General features: G+C 61.7%; 17 protein-coding genes. 6 read left to right on the top strand and 11 right to left on the bottom strand.

The annotated features are described in order from the left end of the window. Positions 1 to 107 precede the first annotated feature (107 nt). The gene (locus QM596_RS21755; RefSeq protein WP_283309913.1) at positions 108 to 1,469 is read left to right on the top strand and encodes an MFS transporter; all 1,362 of its coding nucleotides are present in this window, start codon (positions 108 to 110) and stop codon (positions 1,467 to 1,469) included. Here QM596_RS21755 and QM596_RS21750 read toward each other — a convergent pair. The 3 genes from QM596_RS21750 to QM596_RS21740 all read right to left on the bottom strand — a co-directional run bounded on the left by QM596_RS21750 (position 1,459) and on the right by QM596_RS21740 (position 3,926). Beyond that, on the bottom strand, positions 1,459 to 2,280 hold the full coding sequence (locus QM596_RS21750) for an acyl-CoA thioesterase (protein WP_283309912.1): 822 nt from the start codon (positions 2,278 to 2,280) through the stop codon (positions 1,459 to 1,461). The two genes, QM596_RS21755 and QM596_RS21750, sit on opposite strands and share 11 nt — an antisense overlap. A gap of 75 nt (positions 2,281 to 2,355) precedes the next feature. Further along, positions 2,356 to 3,195 (bottom strand): alpha/beta fold hydrolase, encoded by an 840-nt coding sequence (locus QM596_RS21745; protein ID WP_003945355.1) that lies wholly within the window; start codon positions 3,193 to 3,195, stop codon positions 2,356 to 2,358. A 35-nt stretch (positions 3,196 to 3,230) separates the two neighbouring features. Then, positions 3,231 to 3,926: a TetR family transcriptional regulator gene (locus tag QM596_RS21740; RefSeq protein WP_003945327.1), complete on the bottom strand. Its 696-nt coding sequence runs from the start codon at positions 3,924 to 3,926 to the stop codon at positions 3,231 to 3,233. Between the two features lie 168 nt (positions 3,927 to 4,094). Between QM596_RS21740 and QM596_RS21735 the strand changes: the two genes are divergently transcribed. From QM596_RS21735 to QM596_RS21725, 3 genes are read left to right on the top strand one after another with little or no spacing between them, the layout of a single operon-like run. Further along, positions 4,095 to 5,228 carry a ferredoxin reductase gene (locus QM596_RS21735; RefSeq protein WP_283309910.1) on the top strand — a complete coding sequence of 378 codons (1,134 nt, stop codon included), beginning with the start codon at positions 4,095 to 4,097 and terminating at the stop codon, positions 5,226 to 5,228. 35 nt (positions 5,229 to 5,263) lie between these two features. After that, on the top strand, positions 5,264 to 6,436 hold the full coding sequence (locus tag QM596_RS21730) for a fatty acid desaturase family protein (protein ID WP_020908255.1): 1,173 nt from the start codon (positions 5,264 to 5,266) through the stop codon (positions 6,434 to 6,436). 13 nt (positions 6,437 to 6,449) lie between these two features. Next, on the top strand, positions 6,450 to 6,695 hold the full coding sequence (locus QM596_RS21725; RefSeq protein ID WP_019749125.1) for a hypothetical protein: 246 nt from the start codon (positions 6,450 to 6,452) through the stop codon (positions 6,693 to 6,695). 175 nt (positions 6,696 to 6,870) lie between these two features. Here QM596_RS21725 and QM596_RS21720 read toward each other — a convergent pair whose 3' ends face one another. The 4 genes from QM596_RS21720 to gdhA form a co-directional block, all read right to left on the bottom strand. Then, complete coding sequence (locus tag QM596_RS21720) at positions 6,871 to 7,038, bottom strand: hypothetical protein (RefSeq protein ID WP_003945367.1); 168 nt, start codon at positions 7,036 to 7,038, stop codon at positions 6,871 to 6,873. A gap of 244 nt (positions 7,039 to 7,282) precedes the next feature. After that, a complete protein-coding gene (locus QM596_RS21715; RefSeq protein ID WP_019749123.1) occupies positions 7,283 to 7,429 on the bottom strand; it encodes a hypothetical protein in 147 nt (48 codons plus the stop codon). Between the two features lie 363 nt (positions 7,430 to 7,792). Further along, positions 7,793 to 9,052 (bottom strand): PucR family transcriptional regulator, encoded by a 1,260-nt coding sequence (locus QM596_RS21710; RefSeq protein ID WP_019749122.1) that lies wholly within the window; start codon positions 9,050 to 9,052, stop codon positions 7,793 to 7,795. A gap of 486 nt (positions 9,053 to 9,538) precedes the next feature. After that, the gene (gdhA, locus tag QM596_RS21705) at positions 9,539 to 10,882 is read right to left on the bottom strand and encodes an NADP-specific glutamate dehydrogenase (protein ID WP_003945368.1); all 1,344 of its coding nucleotides are present in this window, start codon (positions 10,880 to 10,882) and stop codon (positions 9,539 to 9,541) included. A 270-nt stretch (positions 10,883 to 11,152) separates the two neighbouring features. On the opposite strand from gdhA, the gene QM596_RS21700 reads away from it, so the two are divergent. Continuing rightward, complete coding sequence (locus QM596_RS21700; protein WP_021344745.1) at positions 11,153 to 12,487, top strand: glycoside hydrolase family 183 protein; 1,335 nt, start codon at positions 11,153 to 11,155, stop codon at positions 12,485 to 12,487. An 81-nt stretch (positions 12,488 to 12,568) separates the two neighbouring features. Here the strand turns inward: QM596_RS21700 and QM596_RS21695 are convergent, their stop codons facing one another. Continuing rightward, positions 12,569 to 14,746, bottom strand: a complete 2,178-nt coding sequence (locus QM596_RS21695) for a glutamine synthetase III family protein (RefSeq protein WP_283309909.1) — start codon at positions 14,744 to 14,746, stop codon at positions 12,569 to 12,571. A 225-nt stretch (positions 14,747 to 14,971) separates the two neighbouring features. On the opposite strand from QM596_RS21695, the gene QM596_RS21690 reads away from it, so the two are divergent. Continuing rightward, the gene (locus QM596_RS21690) at positions 14,972 to 15,241 is read left to right on the top strand and encodes a putative quinol monooxygenase (RefSeq protein ID WP_223257903.1); all 270 of its coding nucleotides are present in this window, start codon (positions 14,972 to 14,974) and stop codon (positions 15,239 to 15,241) included. A gap of 364 nt (positions 15,242 to 15,605) precedes the next feature. On the opposite strand, the gene QM596_RS21685 is transcribed toward QM596_RS21690, so the two are convergent. From QM596_RS21685 to QM596_RS21675, 3 genes are all read right to left on the bottom strand, one after another. Then, on the bottom strand, positions 15,606 to 16,421 hold the full coding sequence (locus QM596_RS21685) for a class E sortase (RefSeq protein ID WP_113684227.1): 816 nt from the start codon (positions 16,419 to 16,421) through the stop codon (positions 15,606 to 15,608). A 66-nt stretch (positions 16,422 to 16,487) separates the two neighbouring features. Beyond that, entirely contained in the window at positions 16,488 to 16,631 is a 144-nt protein-coding gene (locus QM596_RS21680; protein WP_003945342.1) for a hypothetical protein, read from the bottom strand. A 127-nt stretch (positions 16,632 to 16,758) separates the two neighbouring features. Continuing rightward, the gene (locus QM596_RS21675; protein ID WP_502943425.1) at positions 16,759 to 21,360 is read right to left on the bottom strand and encodes a DUF5979 domain-containing protein; all 4,602 of its coding nucleotides are present in this window, start codon (positions 21,358 to 21,360) and stop codon (positions 16,759 to 16,761) included. Positions 21,361 to 21,489: the final 129 nt, after the last annotated feature.

Here is a 21,489-nt window from a genome sequence, read left to right as displayed (position 1 = left end):
GGTGCGTATGCAACTAAGTGCGTACTAACTTGGGTGCATAGGACGTCTTGTATGTCGACTCTCGGAGAGAGGCGCCGAGTCGCCCGCGCGCAGTTAGGCTTCGCCGTATGAGCGCCGAGTCCACGAGCATGCAGGCCGAGCCACCCGCAGGCATCGGTGGTGCGGCCACGAAGAGTCAAGTGTTCGCGTGGGGGCTGTGGGATTGGGGATCGGCAGCATTCAACGCCGTGATCCTCACGTTCGTCTTCTCGGTCTATCTCACCGACGCGGTCGGCGACGACCTGCCCGGCACGATTTCGGCAACTACGTGGCTCAGTTGGGCTCTCGGAATCGCCGGCTTCTTCATCGCGATACTCGCCCCGATCACCGGACAGCGTTTCGATGCGTCGGGTAAACGCAAACTCTCGCTCGCGATACTCACCGGCATCACCGTGCTCTCGATGGCGGGTCTCTATTTCGTCGAAGACAACTACCGCTACCTGTGGCTCGGATTGGTTCTGCTCGCAATCGGTTCGGTGATTTTCGAACTGGCCGGCGTGCCGTACAACGCCATGATGCGGCAGGTGTCGACACCGGAGAATCTGGGACGAGTCTCCGGCTTCGGCTGGGCCATGGGATATTTCGGCGGAATCGTGCTGCTGTTGCTGTGTTACTTCGGGTTCATCGTCGGCGACGGCGACACTCGGGGATTCCTGGGATTGACCACCGACGGCGGCATGAACATCCGGATGGTGGCACTGCTGGCTGCAGTGTGGTTCGCGGTCTTCGCGATTCCGGTGTTCTTCAAGGTTCCCGAGTTGCCCAGCCCCGCGGTCGATCCGGGAGCGTCCAAGGCCGGGTTCCTCGACTCCTATCGGGTGTTGTGGCGCGATCTGCGCGAACTCTGGAACGTCGACAGGCGCACGATCTGGTACCTGATAGCGAGCGCACTCTTTCGTGACGGTCTGGCGGGCGTGTTCACCTTCGGAGCCGTGTTGGCTGTCAACGTCTACGGAATCAGTGCGGCCGACGTCCTGCTGTTCGGTGTTGCCGCCAACGTGATTTCCGCAATCGGTGCATTGGTGGCCGGACGCTTCGACGATCGGATCGGACCCAAACAGGTCATCACCGTCTCGCTGGCGTCGATGATCGTGGTCGGCGCGATATTGATCGCGGTGTCCGGGCCGGTGATGTTCTGGATCTTCGGTCTCGCGCTCTGCCTGTTCGTCGGGCCCGCTCAGTCTTCGGCACGAACCTTCTTGGCACGCATCACCCCGCCTGGGCGTGAAGGTCAGATGTTCGGCCTGTATGCGACCACAGGCCGAGCAGTGTCGTTCTTGGCGCCGACACTGTTCGGCCTGTTCGCTTGGCTCTTCGGTGCAGACCGTGCCGGCATCATCGGACTGCTGGTGGTTCTCGGCGTCGGCCTTGCCGCATTGTCGATGGTGAAGGCGCCGGAAGGGGACAGTGCGCTCCCCGTCAATCCTTGAAGTAGACCAACTGGTGTGTCGTAGCGAGCAATGCGCCGTCACTGCCCCAAATTTCGGCCGACTGATCGAAGTATCCGTTTCCGAACCGTTGGGTCCGCGCCGTTCCCAGGACGGAATTGCCTGCCTGTTCGGTCAGCGTCTGAGCGTCGGCGTGGAAGTAGATGGTCATCGAGACCGTTCCGGCCGGAGCCATCTTGCCTCGGCGCAAGAAGACTCGTGGGAAGAAGACATCGCACAGTGCGGTCAGCGACGTGAAGTCGAGAGCGCGTGCCGGTTGATCGCGCACCCAGAGTGTCGTGGTCGAGTCGGGATGCTCGCCCGACTCCAGATCGGGGATCGCACCTTCGACAAAGCGCATCTCGTAGTTCTGTGCCCAGGCGATGAACTCGGGGAACGGCAGCAGCGCAACGTTTTCGGCCGACGGAACTTCCGGCATCGTGATCTCGGTAGACGACCAGGTTTCACGCCTGGTACCGAACACAGCCGTCGCGGTAGTGGCGACGGTTCCGTCCTGAGACAGTTCGATGGACCAGTGCTGCGTCGAGCGGTTGGTACGCACCGGCCGGGCGGAGATCTCGAAGGCGCCCTCGGTGATCGGACCGGCAAAGTTGACGGTCAACGACAGCGGATCGCCGAGGCGTTCGGGGTGCTTCAGTACAGATTCGAGCAACGTGGCAGCGGTGACGCCGCCGAACGGCCCGACCATGTTGTTGTATGCCGGATTGGTTTCGCCGGTCGACAAGCCGGCGGTGAGTGGCGTCAATCCGACAGCGGTGTCGAACGGATGGGGTGGTGCAACGGTCTCGGTCATCGCAGAACTCCTGGTGGTGGAATCAATTCGGCTCTATGTATGACAACATACATAGAGCCGAATTCGTCGCGACGATCAGGATCCTGCACGTGCGAGGATTGCCTCGGCCAACTCTTCGGCTCGCTCTTCCGGAATCCAGTGACTTCCGCCGTCGAGCACGACGAACTCGTAGGGAGCGTCCACGAATTCACCACAGCGTTCTGCGCCTGCGCGGCCGAGCGCTGTGTCGCCGGTGCTCCAGACATACGTGGTCGGCACGGTGGTGCGATCGATGTCGCCGAAGTCGCGAGTCATCGCGCGGTACCAGTTCAAGGCGCCGGTGAGCGCGCCCTCCCCGCTCAGGACACGAATGTGCTCGTCGGCGAATTCAGGATCGATCTGGCCGTCGAACATGGCGCGCAGCCGGCGGAAGTTGTCCTCCGACAACACTTCCTCGGCTTTGCCCTCCTGTCGGAGAAGTCCGATGTACGACGAGCGTTGCTTCTGGTCCTCGTCCTCGCGGAGTGCCCAACCGAAGGCGGTGGGGTGGGGGACCGAGATCGCCGTCAGGCTGCGGATCCGGTTCGGATGGCGACCGGCGACCTGCCAGGCGACCGCCGAACCCCAGTCGTGGCCGACCAGATGCGCGTCGGACAGGCCGAGTGCGTCGAGCAATCCGACGACGTCGGCTACCAGATGCTCGATCTTGTAGGCATCCACCCCTTCGGGGCGCGCGCCGGCGGAGTATCCGCGCTGATTCGGTGCGATCACACGGTATCCCGCCGCGGTGAGCAGTGGTGTGACCTTGCCCCAGGATGCGGCGCTCTCCGGGAAGCCGTGCAGCGCTACCAGCGGAATGCCGTCGTCCGGGCCCGAGATCAGTACGTCGAAGGTGAGGTCGCCAACGGGGATTTCGTATGTACTCGTGGAAGACATGACTCTCACCGTACGTCGAAAAGGTGAACCCGAGGTCAGTTTCGAGGTGGATTCCAGGTGGCCATTCCGAGCATGATGACTCGCAGTTGCTTCTCGGCTCGTGTGATGACGGCGGCTTCGTCGCGATACCCGGCCGTCCCGGCGTCCAGCAGTTCGACGACAGCGCTGAACATCGTCGAGACGATCAGGTCGGCAGCCATTTCCAGATCGTCCGACGACCAGCTTTCCAGTCCGGCAATCCTGGAGAGGTCGATGGTCAGTTCGCTGACGAACAACCGCATTTCAGTGGCTATCGCACGTCGTACCTCACTGACGCCGCTGTAGCGTTCGCGGCAGAGGAACCGAAACTGTCGCTCGTGTGTATGCACTTGTCGCACAAGGATGCCCAGTGACGTAGCGGCGTCCTTGGTGCTGGGATTACGCCTTGCGTCGCGCAGCATCTGGCGCAACATGCGCATGCTCTCTTCGACGAGGACGACACCGACGTCCTCCAGTGAAGCGAAGTGGCGGTAGAACGCCGTCGGAACGATCCCGGCTTCCCTGGCTACCTCTCGCAAGCTGATTCCGGCGAAGCCGCGATCGGCCGAGAGGTCCATGGCAGTGTCCAGGAGCGCTTGGCGTGTGCGTTCCTTCTTTGCAGCACGACTTTCCGGTTCCCTGTTGTCGGGTTCCCTGCGCTCTGGGTTCACCGGTCCGGCCTTCGTCACGACGTCGAGTGTAGGTACAGGCATTCCGGCTCCTTTCGGCAACTCGTGTAACTCGGATCACATTCTTGTTGACATGTACTTGTGTGCACCTGTCACACTATCTTCGGTGAACATTTGTACACTGAATTCACGCAGTCGGGGGAAGCTAGCCCAGCAATCGGTACACCCGGCAATCGAAGTACGAGGAGGGTCATGACAATCGCATCTGCTCCTGAGAACACGACACCGAAGTCCACACCTCGGCGCGGACTGTCCTTGGTGGGACTGATCGAAGCCATGGCTGCTCCACATCAGATCGATCGGTACCTCGAGTTGGTCAACCCGATGGCGACCGTTCGTGACATCCGCGCGCAGGTTGTCGCCGTCGACCATCCGACCGCTGACTCCGTCACTCTGACGCTGCGCCCGACTCGCCAGTGGCGCGGTTTTCAGGCGGGCCAGTTCGTGCAGTTGGGCGTGGTGATCGACGGTGTTCGTCACACTCGCTGCTACTCGCCGGCCGGCGGCGCGTCTACGCGCAACGGTCTGATCGAGCTCACCGTGAAAGCGCATCCCGGTGGCCTGGTGTCGCAGTATCTGTACGCCAACGCGGCGCCCGGACTCGTTGTCAGCCTCTCGCAGGCAGACGGTGTGTTCTCCCTTCCCGTCGACCGCCCGCGTCGGGTGTTGTTGATCAGTGGCGGCAGTGGAATCACCCCGGTCATGTCGATGCTTCGGACGCTGGTGGAGGAGGAGCACTCGGACGAGATCGTGTTCGTGCACTACGCGAACACCGATGCCGACGTGGCATACACGCGCGCGCTGAAGACCATCGCCGAGCAGAACCCGAACGTGAAACTGGTACTCGTGTACACCGAAAGCGGTGGAGGTGACCTCGAAGGTTTCTTCGATCGCGGGCACCTCGACGCCGTGGCTCCGTGGATCGCCGATCCGGACACGATCGACGCCCAGGCTTATCTCTGCGGGCCTCCCGGTCTGATGCGGGGAGTGCGTGAGGTGTTCCGTGAGGTCGACGTCGAGCACTTGCTCAATACCGAGGAGTTCGCGCCGGCGGTGGCCGAGCCGGGTGAGGCCGGCGGCGAGGTGTCATTCACCAAAAGTGGGGTGGCGGCCGAGAACTCCGGCGAAACACTTCTCGAACAAGCAGAAGCTGCGGGCCTCAATCCCGAATACGGATGCCGGATGGGAATCTGCTTCTCCTGCACCTCCGTCAAGAAGGCGGGTCGTACCCGAAACGTGCGCACCGGTGAGACAGACGACGAGCCGGACAAGAAGATCCAGCTGTGCGTCAGCGCTCCCGTCGGCGACGTCACCGTCGACATCTGAAGTCCCATTTTCCACACGACTGTCTGGAGACCGACATGTTTGGACTTTCACTTCCCACCCTCCCGTTCCTCGGCAACGGTTCCGATGCGAAGGACGACGCTCCCGTCGTCCTGACGTACGAGCAGGTCGAGGAGATCGGCCGTGAGTTGGACGCATTGCGTGATCGCACCGTCGCTTCGCTTGGGGCCGAAGACCGGGAGTACATCTACAAGATCATCAAGGCTCAGCGCGGGTTCGAGGTCGCAGGTCGCGGCTTGATGTACCTCGGATTCCTACCGCCGGTGTGGCTCGCGGCAGTCGGTGCGCTGAGTGTGTCGAAGATTCTCGACAACATGGAGATCGGCCACAACGTCATGCACGGTCAATATGACTGGATGCGGGAACCCGGGCTCAATTCCGAAGTCTTCGAATGGGATACGGTGTGCCCGGCCGACCAGTGGCGCCACTCGCACAACTACATGCACCACACGTACACCAATATTCTCGGCAAAGACCGTGACATCGGATACGGCATCCTGCGTATCGACGACGCGCAGAAGTGGAACCCCTATTACCTCGGTAATCCGGTCTGGGCCTTTGCCTTGATGATGCTCTTCGAGTGGGGTGTGATGATGCACGATCTCGAGATCGAGAACGTCATCCAGGGCAAACGCAAGTGGCACGACGTCAAGCCGCTTCTGAAGGGCTGGTGGAACAAGGCGGGCAAGCAGGTCCTCAAGGACTACGTCATCTTCCCGGTTCTGACGGGGCCGCTGTTCGTGACCACTCTCGCGGGGAACGTCACCGCCAACCTGGTCCGAAACGTGTGGACGTACTCGATCATCTTCTGTGGCCATTTCCCCACCGGCGTACAGAGCTTCACCGAGGACGAGACGGCCGACGAGACTCGTGGTCAGTGGTACGTGCGTCAGATGCTCGGCAGCGCCAACATCGAGGGAAGCCCGCTCTTCCACATCATGTCCGGCAACCTCTCGCACCAGATCGAGCACCACCTGTTCCCGGACCTGCCTGCGCATCGTTATCCGGAACTCGCTCCCCAGGTGAAAGAATTGTGTGGGAAGTACGGTTTGCCGTACAACACCGGTGGGTTCTTCAAGCAGATCGGTTCGGTATGGGGCAAGATCTTCAAGCTCGCTCTTCCGCCCGGTTTGGTCAAGTCGAAGACCCCTCCCGGTGTTATCGTCGAGCGCCAGCGAACTGCAGCCTGAGAGGCACACACTGATGGTCGGGAAATTCGAACGCCGCAAGGACACGGTCCAGGAACTGACCGAAAGTGCAGCCAACCACGTGGGCTCCATCGCGATGATCATCGCCGGGGCTGTTCGAGACGTGACGCGCGAGATCGGTGACTGGGTGTCCGACGGAATCGAGATGCGTGAAGCAGCGAAAAAGGCTGCGGCTGACGATCGTTCGGAGTCCGTGACCATCGAGCACGACGAGACCGATCCACCGGAAGATTGGCGTTGATTCCAACTCTTCGATCGCCGAGACAGTAAGGCCGACGGCCGGATCGCCCAACTGCGAGCCGTTTCGCCTGAACGGCCACGTTGCCCTCCGTCACAGATGACGGAGGGCAACGTGGGTTTCGTGGACTGTTTCGGCGGCCGAAGACGCGGATCGAACACCGATCACGAGTGAGGTCCTAAGCAGCGCTTCCGAGGCTCGCCGAGTCGAAGCTGCCGAGCCCGGTGCTGCCGAGACCGCTGCTACCGACCCCGCCCAATGCGAGCGCATTGCTGCTACCCGCGCTCAGTAGCTGGACGATGATGTTGATGACGATGGGGTCGCCGGTGAGCGGAATTGTAGGCACAGGGGGACCTGCTTTCTGTTTCGAGATGTGGTGAGCAAGGTGAGCGGCGACGGGATCGTCGACGTGGTCAGGCGGGCTGTTTCAGCCACTTCCGGTGCTGCCGAGCGACACGATAGAGCCGTTGCCGAAGCCGAGTGCTCGGGAGAGTGAGCCGAAGTCGATGACCAGGCTGCCCAGGGTGTGCTGGTTTATCACGGTGGTTCCTGTCTGTGCCGCGACTTTGTGATGCGAGCGGGTAAGTCGATCAGGGAGCAGGCGTCGTGGGAGTTTCGCCGCCGCCGCCGCCAATCGGAGAGTTGTTGGTGTAGAGGAAACTGCTGCCGGCGTTGAACATCTGTAGGACGGTGTTCAAGACGACGGCCAAAGCGCCTGTGGTTGGTGCGGCGATCATGTGCTTGCTCCTGGTTTCAGCGGTGGCGACGTGGTGGTCACCGTGGTCACCGCCATCACAGTGTCAGGCGGCTTGGAGCGGGCCCTGCGCGAGAGATTCTCTCGCACAGGGCCCGAGATTCGTCCTAGGAGACGCCGCCGCCATCCGTCGAACCCGTGCCGGTGCTGCCCGCGTTGAAGAGCTGCAGGATGGTGTCGAAGAAGGCACCGAGGAGAGCGTTATCCTGGCCGTTGATCATGTGTTTCCCCTTAATTGTTACTGGTTTGCGCGGTGATTCGCACCACACTTTTATAGCCCGGTTCGGAGCGGAAAAGTGGGGTCCAGGCGCCACACGTGGACAGCTAATAGCGAGGATGTGAGTGTTCACATTTTCGCTGGACGATTGTCCACATCAGTGCTTGCGAAAGTCAGAGAGATCATGGCAGCGCGCAGTTTGAGCAGTTCAGAGGGCAGGGCCGGATCCAATCCGGTCAGGGTTGCGATGCGCTTGATTCGATTGTCGACGGTGTTGGTGTGCAGGCCGAGCGCCGACGCGGTGCGCTGACGATGCTGGCCGTTGGCGAGATGTATGGACAATGTCTGCAGCAGTTCCGGATTGCCGTCGAGTGGCCTTAGAAGATTGATCAAGCTGTCGCGGCCTGCGCCACCCCGAGTGAGTTGATACTCGAGCGCGAGGTCTTCCATTCGGTACGACCGCGCCGGCAGTCTCAGGCGCCGCACGAGTTGCGCCAATTCGTGAGTGGTTGCTTGGGCGGCGGCGATATCTCGTACCGCGGCGTTCTCGGCGATTGCTGTGATCTCCACCCCGACCGTTGCGCGTGCACGTTGGATGACCTCGCACACTGTTCCCCAGTCGGGTGTGCCCTCGATCAGGACCAGACCACGTTGCGGTGCAGGAGCTTCGAGCAGCGCCGACCCGAAGTGGGCCGCGATTTTCGATTGAGCGACGGAGAGGTCACGGTAGGCCTGTATGCGCTGGTGGTTGCCGTTGCGTGCTCCCGGGCGGATGGGCGGCAGGTTCACCAGGAGCCGCAGGACGAGATAGCGGGGTGCGAGTTCAACGCCCATCTGCAACGCAAGCTGGGTGGGATCGTCGCCGTCCAGCATGGCTTTCACGAGAGCGCCGGCGGAGTATTCCCCGAGTTGGGAGCCAGCTGGAAGAGCCGAGAGATAGCTGATCGAGATGAACGAGTGAAGCCGCTGCGCGAGTGCGAACAAGAACTCGTTGAGATCCCCGAGATTGGCGGAGTCCTCGGCGTCGGCCCGGCTGAGGATGAGGGTGCGAAAAGTGCTGATGCCCTCGTTGGTCAAGTTGAGGATCGCGCTGAGTGGCACGCCTTTCAATGCTTGTTGGACGGTCATCGTGTGAATGCCGTCCAACTCTTGGTCGGTGGGAAGTTTGCGGTGATCCAGCAGCTGGATCCCCACTTGGAGCCCCTGCACGATCACCGCAATCAGTTCCCGACGAACTGCCTCCGTTTGGAGGGAAGTCAACGTCGGGTTGGCACGGGACAGGTGATCTACGAGATCGCTTGCCAGTGGGATGACGTCGTTGACCGCTGTGGAGGCGGGCTTGCCTCCCAACATGAGCGGTCCCGGGTTGTTCAGCAGCGCTGGGGACATGGGTGGCCTCCTCTAGACAGGTGCGTCGCCTGGCACAGGCACCCGGAGGCTCGGCGCGTTACGAAGCGGGGTACACGCTGAGGCCTTGTTCGGGGGCATACTCGCCGCTGAAATTTGCGGATCGAATTGCGCCAGGCGTTGTGATTTCTACCACATGAACGATCGTCCAACTGTGAAATGGACAAATGTGAAGATAAGTCCATATGCCCCACGCGCTGCGGACCTAAACAATCGTCCACTTACGGTGTTTTTCGACGTCAGAGCGGAAAACGGATTCGGAGGACACCACGAGTTCCGTCTGGGATCATTGCCGGCGCCTACGGTGCTCGTCGCGGGCGATTTGCTCAGATCAAGCTCGAGGGCCCTGGGTCCTCGCGGACCCAGGGCCCTCGAGGCCTAGGTATTGATTCGACCAGTCCGATGTACGGGAACCGGTTCAGGGTGAAATCACCCCTTTTTGTACTGCTGTCTGTATTGCGGAAATCTCTAGATGACGCCCAGTGAAATCATGGCGTCGGCCACCTTCACGAAGCCGGCAATGTTCGCGCCGTGCACGTAGTCGCCCGGCTTTCCGTACTCGGCAGCGGTGTTGATGGTGCGCTTGTGAATGCCGCGCATGATTCCGGCGAGACGCTCGTCGGTGTACTCGAAGCTCCAGGAATCACGCGAAGCATTCTGCTGCATTTCGAGGGCGGAGGTTGCAACGCCACCGGCGTTGGCCGCCTTGCCGGGCGCGAAGGCTACGTTCGCGTCACGGAAGAGCTGGATGCCACCGGGGGTGGTGGGCATGTTCGCGCCTTCGGCAACGGCCTGAACGCCGTTGGCGATCAAGGTCTTTGCGGCATCTTCGTCGAGCTCGTTCTGAGTCGCGCAGGGGAGTGCGACGTCGCACGGCACGTCCCAGATGGAACCATCGGCGATGAACTCGGCATGCGGAACTGCGTCGGCGTACTCGCTGATGCGGCCGCGGCGAACTTCCTTGATCTCCTTGAGGAGGTCGAGATCGATGCCCTTCTTGTCCACGATGTATCCCGAGGAATCCGAGCAGGCGATCGCGACGCCGCCGAGCTGGTGGATCTTCTGGATTGCGTAGATGGCGACATTGCCGGATCCGGAGATCACGACGTTCTTGCCTTCGAGGCCTTCACCCTTTGCCTTGAGCATTTCGGCGACGAAGTACGCGACGCCGTAGCCGGTGGCCTCGGTGCGAACCTGCGATCCGCCCCAGGTGATGCCCTTGCCGGTGAGGACGCCCGACTCGTACGTGTTGGTCAGCCGCTTGTACTGACCGAACAGGTAGCCGATCTCGCGACCGCCGACGCCGATGTCGCCGGCCGGAACGTCGGTGTATTCACCGATGTGACGCTGCAGTTCGGTCATGAAGGACTGACAGAAGCGCATGACCTCTGCGTCGGAGCGGCCCTTGGGATCGAAGTCCGAGCCACCCTTGCCGCCGCCGATGGGCAGGCCGGTGAGTGAGTTCTTGAAGATCTGCTCGAAGCCGAGGAACTTCACGATGCCCAGGTTGACGCTGGGGTGGAAGCGCAGGCCGCCCTTGTAGGGGCCGAGTGCACTGTTGTACTGCACGCGGAAGCCACGGTTGACGTGAACGTTGCCCTGGTCGTCGGTCCACGGCACGCGGAAGATGATCTGGCGTTCCGGCTCACAAAGCCGCTCGATGAGTCCGGCGTCGGCGTAGCGGGGGTGGCGTTCGAGCACTACGTGAAGAGACTCGAAGACCTCTGCGGCGGCCTGATGGAACTCGGGCTCTCCTGCATTGCGAACCAAAACCTGATCGTAAATCTGCGCTACGCGGTCACGTACGGACACCGCTCACCTACCTCGTTGTGAGAACTCTTTTACATTTCCGTTACATACTAGGCGCCTTTATTGCTGTATCGGACAACTGTCCTGTGAAGGTGAAATCGGACACAGCTGTCACTTGTGTCAGTTGAACGGGCGATTTATAACAATTTGCTCAGCTTTCACTCTCTTAACACAGTCCAAATGGTTTGCTTCTGCGGTCGGGGATCACTGTGCCTGTGGTCCGAACGGGAGTCGAAATGATCAGAGGGGCTGCACGTGCGTAAAAAACACTCCATGTCGGCGATGTTGTCGATAGGCGTCGTCACGATTGCCGCGACGATTGCCGCAGCACCGTCTGCGTCGGCGATCGGCGGACCGTGTGGGTCGGGAGGAAGTGGTTCCGCCGGATCGATGACGGGTTCGCTCGGTTCGCTGACCGGATCACTTGGCAGTGGTTCCGCCGGTACCGGCTCCCTCGCCAACGCGTTGCCGTGGATCACCGGCGCGCCCAACGGTGCTCTGCCGGTGCTGACCGGCCGCACCAAAGCGATCGAAATGGTCACTGGCCCAGGCAGTCCCAACAACACGATCGAGCGGTTCAACGTGTCGGGAACCGACCTCGGAATCATGTGGGACAACGGTCTTTCGGGGCCGGATCACGACGTTCTGATGGCATTCGGCGATACGGTTGGCGACTGCGACACCCCGGGTGACGACTGGCGCAGCAACGTGTTGTTCCGCAGCAACGACACCGCCATTGCCGACGGGATGAAAATCGACAGTTCTCCTTTGGACGGCCCCAATCATTCCAAGGAGATCATTCCGGGATTCGGCATTCCGGGTGAGTTCACCACCATCCCGACCGCTGGAATCTCTTACGGTGGTGTGCAGTACATCAGATTCATGTCCGTTCGGTCGTGGGACGAACCCGGAGCCTGGACCACCAACTACTCGGCTCTGGCTTTCTCCACGGACAACGGTGAGAACTGGGAACTCGATCCGGCGACAGTTCGCGCCAATACCGAAGGACTTGGCATTCCGGGGATTCCGGCAGTATCGCCGATCAATTCCAACTTCCAGCAGAGCGCCTTCCTCGACGGTCGGGACGGCTACATTTACGAATACGGAACTCCCTCAGGTCGTTTCGGTAAGGCGGTCCTGGCGCGAGTGGCCGGCGCCGACATCAGAAACCTCGGCGCCTACGAATACTGGGACGGCTCCGGTTGGAGTCCGCGAGATACCGATGCCGTTCAGGTCATCAAGGCACCGGTCAGTGAACTTGCCGTGCAGTGGAACGACTACCTGAACAAGTACGTTGCCATGTACACCAGTGCCGAGGGCAACCTCGTGATCCGTCAGGCCGACCAACCGCAAGGCCCGTGGAGCGGCACCCAAACTCTGTTGAGCGGAATCACGTTGCCCGCGTTGTACGGCGGATTCATGCACCCGTGGGCGAGCGGACAGTTCCTCGAATTCGTCGCCACCACGTGGGACCGTTACAACGTCATCTACATGCGGACCGATTTGAACGGACTCCAGATGGCGTCATCGGATTCGCGCGATCGTCCTGACCCCGCGACCACCGGTGAGGCTCGCGTCCTCGAAGTCACGATGCCGGAAGACCGCTAGCCGAGCAAGCTTCGACAACTGTGGCCTGCAACTCGATCGAGTTGCAGGCCACAGTTTTGTGAGCGTTGATTTCGGTGATGCTCAGAGAATGAAGAGCATTTCCTGATACGTCGGGAGTGGCCAGTGATCGTCGGCGACGATGGTTTCGAGGAAGTCGGCCGCTGCACGTACCTCTGCCATGGCGGGCAGGAGTGCGTCCTGTGCGTGCTTGGCCTGATCGAATGGCGACTCGCCGGAGTCGGTGTCGATTGCTGCGCGCAGGGCCGCGAGCGCTGTGCGCAGAGCCGCAACGGGCGCCGACACTTCTTCGAGCGGAGCTGAATCCGGTTCGAGGCCGGCGGACTTCAGTGCGACGAAGTTCTGCGCAACTTCCGTCTGGTGGCGCACTGCAGCCGGAAGGATCAGCGTCGTACCGATTTCGGCGGCCAGGCGTGCCTCGACGCCGATGCTCAGTGCGTACTGTTCGAGTCCGACCTCGTAGCGACTGTGCATCTCTCGGTGGTTGAAGACCTTGTACTTCTCGAAGAGTTCCATCGAGGACTCGGTGATCAGTTCAGGAAGGGCGTCCAGCGTCGTGCGAAGGTTCGGCAGGCCGCGAGACTCGGCCTCGATCTGCCAGTTCTCCGAGTAGCCGTCGCCGTTGAAGACAACCGCACCGTGGTTGGTGATGATCTCGGTGAGCAGATTCTGGACGGCGGTGTCGAAATCGGCGCCGTCGGCGACCGCGGCCTCCAGTTCGGTGGCCATGTAGTCCAAGGCCTCGGCCATGATCGTGTTGATGGTGACCATCGGGCCGTTGACTGTTTGCAGCGATCCTGGCGCGCGGAACTCGAAACGGTTGCCGGTGAAGGCAAATGGGCTCGTGCGGTTGCGGTCGCCCGGGTCGGTCGGTAGGACGGGAAGGGTGTCGGCTCCGATCATCATGGTGCCCTTGTCCTTCGACGATGTCGCCGCGCCCTTGGCGATCTGCTCGAAGACGTCGGCCAGTTGATCGCCGAGGAAGATCGAGATGATGGCCGGGGGAGCCTCGTTGGCACCGAGACGGTGATCGTTGGTTGCCGATGCGACCGACGCGCGCAGGAGGCCGGCGTATTTGTGGACGGCCCGGATGACGGCGGCGCAGAATACGAGGAACTGGGCGTTGTCATGCGGATTGTCGCCGGGGACAAGCAAACTGCCGAGTTCGGAGTTGCCCAGCGAGAAGTTGACGTGCTTGCCGGAGCCGTTGACACCGTCGAACGGCTTCTCGTGGAACAGACATTCCATGCCGTGCTTCTTGGCGATGGTCTTGAAGGTGGTCATCAGCAACTGCTGGTGGTCGGCGGCGATGTTGCCTCGCTCGAACATCGGGGCGATTTCGAACTGGCCGGGGGCAACCTCGTTGTGCCGTGTCTTGGCGGGGATACCGAGTTTGAACAGTTCCCGCTCGGTGTCCATCATGAATCCGAGCACACGTTCCGGGATCGCCCCGAAGTAGTGGTCGTCGAACTCCTGGCCCTTGGGCGGCTTTGCGCCGAAGAGTGTTCGGCCGGCGTTGAGGAGGTCGGGGCGGGCGAGGAAGAAGTGTCGATCGATCAGGAAGTACTCCTGCTCGGGACCGCAGAACGACACGATGTGCTCGGGGTCGTCGTGGCCGAACAACTTCAGGATTCGTTCGGCGTGGAAACCCATTGCCTGTTGTGAACGCAGCAGGGGAGTCTTGTGGTCGAGCGCTTCGCCGGTCATCGAAACGAACACGGTCGGGATACACAGTGTGTTGCCGTTGGGGTTTTCGAGAACGTAGGCCGGGCTCGTGACATCCCAGCCGGTGTATCCGCGAGCCTCGAATGTGTTGCGCAGCCCGCCGTTCGGGAAACTCGAAGCGTCGGGTTCACCTTGGATCAAGGTCTTGCCGGCGAACTCCGCCAGTGCACTGCCGTCGCCGACCGGCTCGAGGAAGCTGTCGTGCTTCTCGGCCGTCAACCCGGTCAGTGGATAGAAGACGTGGGCGTAGTGGGTTGCGCCTTTCTCCAACGCCCAGTCCTTCATCGCCGACGCGACCGCATCGGCGACCATGGGATCAAGCGGTTTGCCTTGCTCGATCGTCGCCATCACCGACTTGTAGACGAGCTTGGGCAGTCGCTTCTGCATGACCACCTTGTTGAAGACGTTGGCACCGAACACCTCGCCGGGTGTCTCGTCGGTGGTGAAACTGACCACCGGAGGTGTGTAGGCCTCGACGTCCTTGATCGCTTGCAAGCGAACTGCATTTCCACTCATGTGCTTACCCCTCGCCCGGGCCCAGGGCTGCGCTGCTGATTGCGAGCCCGACTTCGGCAAACCCTACGAACCTCCGGTATCGGGGGTGTTTCGTAGATATTGCGCCTGTCCGCAAACTTCGAGTCACAACGGAAATGTCGATCTGTCGGAGGTCTACGGCAGACTTCGAGCCGACGGGCTATTGCACGACAGTCGAATCGGAGAGTCTTTGTGATCAGGGTGTTGGTGCCAACAACGGTGGAGCAGGGCGATCTCGCGGAAGTGCTTCGGTTGTATGACGAACTTGTCACCGAGACCCGAAAAGAGGTCGGCTGCATCAATTACGAGTTACTGCAGCGCACCGACAATCCCTGCGAGCTCGTGTTGGCGGAGGAATGGGAATCGCAGGAGCACCTCGACGCCCACACACATACCGAGCACTTCGTCAGGTTGGTTGAGGCGCTGGACAAGCTCGAGACGGCAGCGCCGGCGCAGATCTTCACGAAGGTTCTGTAGCGGCGGAGTCCGGTCTCAGTGCTCGCTCAGGCGTCGAACGAACATTCCGGAGAGCCTCGAGCGTCAACTAGGCGAGCCGTTCCGACACACGCGGAAACTGGTTTGCATCGACACGCCAGAATCATCGTAGGTCCGTCGAGTCCGATGTAGGACAGCGCCTTCGGGCTCCAGCCGGGCCTTGTGCCGGTGTCGGCCGACCTGCACGGGCGCTCTATACGGTCACGTCGGAGTAGGGCATATGCTCTGACACCCAAGGAAATACGACTTCCATGAGTAGCAGCACCACCGCGACCAAGAGAACGATCGCCAGCAGGGCCTTCACTGGTCGGGGGCCGGGGAGCGCGCCCCAGAGGTAGCCGTACATTCATTGCTCCTGGAATGCCGCGGGAATGGTGCCCGAAGTCTTCGAGATTGTTTCGACGAGAACCGCGTGGACGATCAAGCGTTCGCTGTTCGAGTAGAGCGGATGGCACGTGGTCAGTGTCAACATACTTTCCAGCGTGGCGTCGGGCTCGGCCCAAGGGCTTCCGGGCAGCGGGTTGACGACCGCAACATCCCCGGGCACGGTGATGTGCCGCCCGAGGAGATGGGCGTAGTCGCCTTCGGAAACCCGATCGGCTTGCTCGGGATTCAAGCAGGCTTTCGCCGCAGCGCGACGTTCGGGCGAGGCCTGGTCGAGTGGGAGTAACCGGTACGTCATCCACTGGGACTCGGTCTCCACGACGACGGCATCGCATGCATCGAGTCGATCCAGGTGTTGGAAGACTGCGCCGGAACCATTGCGGTGCCCGGCGAGCGCGAAGTTTCCGGCTTCGCCGGGCATCTGCGAGTCCGGGTAGTGGCCGGGGCCGGCCCGCAGGTCCTCGTTGCGTGTGCCCTCGACGATTGCGTACGCGGCGCCGAGTGTGGGGAAATGCACGCGCGCGAATCCCTCGCCGAGCACAGGGATCAGCGGGGACACCGGCTGACCGTCGATCGCTCCTGGGGCTTCGGGGACTTCGGCCCAGGATTCCTCCAGACTGTTGTTGAGCTCGTCCTGCAGCCGCCCTGAGACGATATTGGTCCAGAACGCCTCATAGATGACGAACAGCAAGATGACGACCCCGGCCGTGAGGAGCAGTTCGCCGATTACCTGGCCTGCGCCCGGCCGCCGACGCCCTGGAACTTTGGTATCGCTCACGGACCGGGGTCTCCTCTTCACAGATCTACCGAGCTAGCTGATGTGTCGAATTGGTGACGTATCGAACTAGCTGCCCGCGTTGATCGTGGCGCTTCCGGTACCGCCGAGGAGATCGTAAAGGAGTACGGACAAGCGACCGAGGCCGTCGATCGCGGCAGAACCAGTGGTCTCGATGCCTTCGATGACGATCGGGAACGGGAGGAATGACATGGTGTTTCTCCTTCGAGGGGTGGCCACGGGGGCGGCCGCGAGATAGATACGTCGTGACGGTGAAACAGGGCGGGGGCGACCAGGCGTAGGTCGCCACCCGCCCTGTTTCGGTATTCCTGGTTGGGAGTTACTCCTGGCCGGGTGCACGCTTGCGGTTACGCAGGGTGAGCCATGCGCCACCGCCGATCAGCGCCAGCGCCAGACCGGCGAGCCAGATGACGTTCGCGCCGGTTACCGGCAGGGACGATGACTGGTCCGGTTTGGCCTGAGCAGGATTTCCTGGAGCAGGCGTGCCCGGAGCACCGTTGTGTCCACCACCGTTATTGCCGGGAGTGTTGTTGCCGGGAGTCGACACGTCGGTGCCTGGTCCTCCGGGCACCTCAGAGCCCGGCCACGTCGGGATTTCCCACGGCGGCAGCGGGATCGGGATGATGATCAGCCCATTGCTGCTGGTTTTGTTCTCGAGTCCCAGGACCACCGACTTGTTTGCTTCGCCGGTGAGCTTGACGGAAGTTGCGGTCGGTTCGCCGTCGATCTTCGAGACGTCCGCCTTGCCTTCCTTGACGCCCCAGATCACTTCACCCCACTTGACGTTGGTGACGTCAGTGTGAGCACCGGTTTCTGTGAAAGTGATGTCGGTGTTCAGCGGGAACTGGACCCGGCCGTCGATGACGGCTGCGTCGCACTGGGCGGTCGGAGTGACCGAAGCGCCCGGTCTGACATCGAGAACACAAGACCGCGCCTCATTGTCGATGTCCGTCCACGTAGCCGTGACCTGGAAGATCGTGGATCCGTCCTTGGCCACCTGGCCGCCCTTGGGGCCGGTCACGATCTTGTCGATATCCACCTCGGTGGTCGGGATCGGGCGGTTGTGGATCTCCACCACAGCCTTCTCACCGGCTACCGCCTTGACGGTGTCGCGGTATTCGGCGTCACCGGCATCCGCGGACACGTAGTAATACGGCCGCGCCCAGTCGATACCGTCCAGGGGCTTGGGGTCGACCTCGGAGAAGGTGATCACGGTGTTCCGCGGCACAACCTCGTCGGACGTCCAGCTCCAGTCGTTTCCGGCATCGAGGGTGATGGTCTGGCCCACTGCCGGGAAATCGGTTCCGGCGGGGAGCGCCGGATCGATTCCGTCGATACGGACTTCGAACTTCGTGCTGTCAGGCAGGTCGGCCTCGGGGGCGCGGACGGGGTTGCCGTCAGCGTCGAGGATGAACTTCGTGAATTCGACCGATCCGAATTTCCATAGCGCCTCGTTCGACAGCGTGATCAGTCGACCGTCGGTCGGGTCGTCGGAGACTATGCCCGTCGCGGTGCCGTCGAGGTTCGAATGCAGCCACGATTCGCCTTCCGGGCTGGTTCCCCAGGAGATGGTGCCCCACTCGACTCCGTCGACATCGGGACGGCCGGTCTCGGTGAAGGTCACCTCGGTGCCGACGGGGAGGTCGACGCCGAGCGGTGTGGTCTGTCCCTGCTTGACGCTCAGCACCTGGGTGCGGTACTCCACACCGTCGCGCCAACGCGCCTCGACCGTGAACTCCACGTCGTCGCCGACGGCCTCGGCGGCCTCACCGCCGACCTGCTTTGCGATGCGCAGAGTGCCGTCGTTGACGTCGACGAAGTTCGACACCTCGATCTTGCGCAGATCCTTGCCGATGGTCACCACGGCTGCGTTGTCCGGATTGATCCTGACATTCCCGGAGTATGCGGGCACGCCATAGGCGAGACCGTCACCGTTTGCCGGAACCAGCTCTGTCAGTGTGACTTCGGTGCCACCGGGCAGGTTCTCGCCGAACGGAACCGCGGTGCCGTCGGACGGAAGAGACAGTGTCTTGCTCTGCGGTTTGTCGTCCGTATCGAGCCAGGTGGCAATCACGTCGAAGCTCGCCGGTACGGCCTTGTCGAACGCCTTCGGGCCCGTGAGTTTCTTGCTCACTTCGAAGGTGCCTTGCGTGATCTTGGCCTCGTTGGTGACGGAGACCGTGTTCGCCGACGCATCGGCGCCGATGGTGAGCATTTTCGGGTTGATCACCGGCTCCGACCAGGTCACGAGGTCGGTGTTCATCGGTTGTACCTCGGTGAAGGTGACTTTCGCTCCGATGGGCAATTTGCCCAGGTCGTAGTGCTGACCGTCCTTCAGAGTGAATTGACGCAACTCGTTGCCGGCGGCGTCGTCACCAAAGGCGATCTCTGCGTTGACGACGAAAGCCTCGAGTCCCGTGCGCGCTCCGTCACCGATGACGGACTTGGTGATCCGCGCCGATCCCAGACTCGCTTTGTTGAGCAGTGTGACACCGACATTGCTCTTCGGTGTGATGGCCACCAGCGCCTCGGTGCGGTCCCCGTTGAGCGTCACACCCTCTGACGGGCGGAACGTCCCTCTCTCGAAATACACACCGTCAACGGTGGGGAGGTTGATCTCGGACAGTCGGATCTGCCAGCCGGTTCCGCGGGGGTTGATCCCACTGACCGGTGTCCCGTCAGCCTTCACCTTGATCTCGTAGGAGCTCACCGGGGCGTCGGTCGCTGGGATTTGCCCGGGGGCGAACTCCTCGACTTTCACGGTGAACTCGGTGTCTTGCGGGAATTTCTCGGAGAAGGGAGCGATCTCCTTCAGCAGCGAGAACGAGCCCCGCGACACACCTTGACCGGTGCCGCCACCGCCCCATTCCTGCTTGACGCTCTGCGACAGCGTCTGCTTGCCGGCATAGGTGAGGGTGTTGGCGTATTCCGTGTCGCGCTGGTCGAGTCCGCCGCTGCTGGTGCACAGGGTGTAGCTGACGAGGTACTTCGTCTGACGGCTGTAACCGTCCGCGTCACGCGGGAGAGTGAGATCGAAACCGCCGTCGGCGCGCGCCACCGAGGTGGCATCGGTGATATCGCGTTTCTTGTTGCCGTCGAAGAAGTCTTGCGCGACGACCTTGAGATTGAGGTTGCTCTTGAGATCGCCGCCGATTTCACACACCGTCATGTTCGGAGAGAACCTGTCGTTGATGACCGCCGGTTCCGTAAGGCCCTCGAGATCGTGTCCGGAGATTTCCACGGTCCAATTGAGGGTGGTGCCTGCCGGCTGCTCCACGCCGCCGACAGTCTGCGACGTGGTGTTGATCGCGCCGTTCTTGCCGCTCGTGAACCCAGGCCCCTCAGTCTTTCCCGTGATCGACGTCTTGTTGACGACCGCCGAGTTGGTGAGATGGTCCTCGGAGTCTGGCACCTCGGTGGTGGTCAGGCAGGTCCGGTACGTGACGTAGTAATACTGCTCTTCGTTGAACGTGTCCGGGTTATCCACAGTGATCGCCGCGGTGAAGGTACTCGCGCCGGCTACTGCGTCGATGGGAGCAATGGTGAATCCTGCGGCAGGAGTGCGGTAGTTGGGTTCGTTCTCCCGACCTGGGAGGTAGTCAGACTTCTCGATGACTACCTGCACGCCCGAGGCACAGACCGCATGGGGGCCGCCGAAGGTGTCGGTGATGTCGATCTTGTGGTTGTTGGCGGCAATGTCGGTGCCCGGAACCACAATCGTCCAGACGGCTTCCATATTGCGCTTACCGCCGTCGAGGTAGCCACCCTTCCAGGGCTCGGTCTGCGGCGCATAGTCCTGTCCCACGCCATCCGAAGCCACCGTGTTGTCACCGATCGTCACGGAGTTGGTGTACTGAGTCCCCTTGAGATCCACCACGCCGCTGGTCGTGCATGAGGTGTACTCGATGCGGTAGAGCTTGTTGCCCTCGAAGGGCGCGCCGTTGTTGATGTTGATGGTGACCTGATCACCCGCGTCGGCTTGAGCGACGGTGACGCCGCCGGGGGTCTCTTTGAGATCGCCCGGGCGACCGGACCACAGCTTCGCGTTGAGCAGGCTGCCTGCACACACCTTCATGTTGTCGGAGAGCTCGTCGCTCAGGGTCACCGAACCGGTGTTGCCTGCGTCCAACTTGGCCAGATCGGCGCCGGGGATGTCGATGGTCCACCGCACTGACTGCTTGTTGTCCTGGAGTTTGCCGGACTTCGTCGACTCGCCGATTACGCGGCCGTCGGTGATGCCGCCCGTGCCGGGCAGGTCGACCGGCGTGACCTTGTTGTTGATCGTGAAATCCACAGTCTCTGACGTGGTGTACTCGACTGCCTTCGTGTAGACGAAGAAATCGCCCTTCACCTCGTCCGGGCGATCCGCCACGGCATCGGAGAGAACACACGTCATCAGATTGGTGGAAGCAACCAGATCGCATGTGCCCCAAACCGTCCCGTCGTCGCCCTCGAGCGCGATCGTCGGGTTGGACTGGAGCTTCAACTCGTCAGGGAATCCGATGGTGAACTGGTCGCCCGGTTGCGGGCTCGCGCTTGACGCGTCCCAGGTGCCCTTCACCGTGACGGAGTCCCCGACCGTGATCTGCTGGTCGTTCTTTCCCTCGACCTGGACGTCGGTGATTTTCACATCGATGCCGGGATTGACTCCGCGTGCGGCCAGTCGCTGCGCCGCCACAGAAGTCGTAGACGGGGGCGCCGTGGTTGTGATCGGCGGTTTCGCAGAAGTGGGTGACTCCGACGTGGAAGTAGGCGGCGCCGTCGTTTTCAGTGGCGCCTCCGTCGTAGTCGCGGGCGGCTTCGTTGTGGTCGGAACTGTGGTGGTCGGACCTGTGGTGGTCGAGGTCCCGATGTCATCTGCTGAGGCAACTTGGACGAATGAGAACGACGATATGACCAGCGCCAGGACCGCAACGATCATCCCCAAAGCTGCCCACCGAGACACCACCCCCTCCCCGGCACGGCGTGGGAAGACACGGTTACGCATGACGAACACCTTTCGTTCAGAACACATGATTTGGGCCCCGTTTCCGGGGCCGTCGAATAGCGA

The organism is Rhodococcus sp. IEGM 1406, from assembly GCF_030056745.1.
GTDB lineage: Bacteria > Actinomycetota > Actinomycetes > Mycobacteriales > Mycobacteriaceae > Rhodococcus_F > Rhodococcus_F erythropolis.
Note: the sequence above shows the minus strand (reverse complement) of the source record. Positions and strands in the feature narration are given on the sequence as shown.